The sequence below is a fragment of the Snodgrassella sp. B3800 genome, from assembly GCF_026535865.1.
In the GTDB taxonomy this organism is placed as follows: Bacteria; Pseudomonadota; Gammaproteobacteria; order Burkholderiales; family Neisseriaceae; genus Snodgrassella; species Snodgrassella alvi_E.
This window is the reverse complement of sequence record NZ_JAFNPH010000019.1, coordinates 1-1,057: the sequence shown is the minus strand read 5'-3', so window position 1 is coordinate 1,057 and position 1,057 is coordinate 1. Positions and strand designations below refer to the sequence as shown.

General features: G+C 29.8%; 3 protein-coding genes. All 3 read left to right on the top strand.

The features are described from left to right. A partial coding sequence (locus J3U64_RS09920) for a putative T6SS immunity periplasmic lipoprotein (protein ID WP_267409119.1) occupies positions 1-188 on the top strand: 188 nt, incomplete at its 5' end. 57 nt (positions 189-245) lie between these two features. After that, positions 246-707, top strand: a complete 462-nt coding sequence (locus J3U64_RS09915; protein ID WP_267409117.1) for a putative T6SS immunity periplasmic lipoprotein — start codon at positions 246-248, stop codon at positions 705-707. A 58-nt stretch (positions 708-765) separates the two neighbouring features. Continuing rightward, a partial coding sequence (locus J3U64_RS09910) for a putative T6SS immunity periplasmic lipoprotein (RefSeq protein WP_267409115.1) occupies positions 766-1,057 on the top strand: 292 nt, incomplete at its 3' end.

Sequence of the window (1,057 nt, the reverse complement as noted above, 5' to 3'; positions counted from 1 at the left end):
GCTTATATTTTAATTATCGTTTTAAAACTAATATTCTTTATTCTATTAGCTTCTTTTCAACTGAAAAAGGGAATGATGAATCTCAGAAGTCGACAAATAAAGATTGGACTAGGGATATGAGAATCATAAAAAAAACTGATGGAACGTTGCAATTATTATTAGACGGTGAAGCACGTGATTATTCTTGATTGTGTATGAAGCAAAATAACATCTTTTCTGTACAGTATTATATGGACTCAAGGATAATGAATAAAAATCTTTTTCGCATTTTGCCATTAGTCCTTACAATAACTTTGATAACAGGTTGCATCTTGCACAACAATGTATTTTATACGCCTGAAATTGCATTAAAAAAGGATGGACAACCATGTATCAGTATACCCACAAATGAAGATTTTTTCCGACGAAAAAAAGACTTTGATATTTCATATTTATATGTTTATCAAGTAGGAGTAGGAGAACTTTGGAGTAAAAATTATTTTCATTCTGCAAAACCCTATTATGTTCAAAATGATCAATGCCTGATTTTTAATTACCATTTTCAGAATAATATTTCATACCATATAGGTTTTTTTTCAAATGAAAAAGGCAATGAAGAAAATAATAAATCTACTGATAAAGAATGGATGAGATATATGCAAATCATAAAAGAACCAGATGGAACGTTGCAATTATTATTAGACGCTGAGGCACGTGATTATTCTTGATTGTGGATGAAGCAATATAACATCTTTTCTGCTAAATATTTATAAGGACTCAAGGAGAATGTACAAAAATCTTTTTCACATTTTGCCAATAGTCCTTACATTAGCCTTGCTAACAGGTTGCATCTTGCACAACAATGTATTTTATACACCAGATATTGTATTAAAAAAAGACGGCCAACCCTGCATCAGTATTCCGGTAGATGAAGATTTTTTCAGGCGAAAAAAAGAATTTAATATTTTAAGCTTATATGTATTCCAGAGAAGGGTTGGATACCTCTGGAAAAAGAATTTTCATGATTATAAAAAGCCGTATTATGTCAAAAATCAACAATGCTTATATTTTAATTATC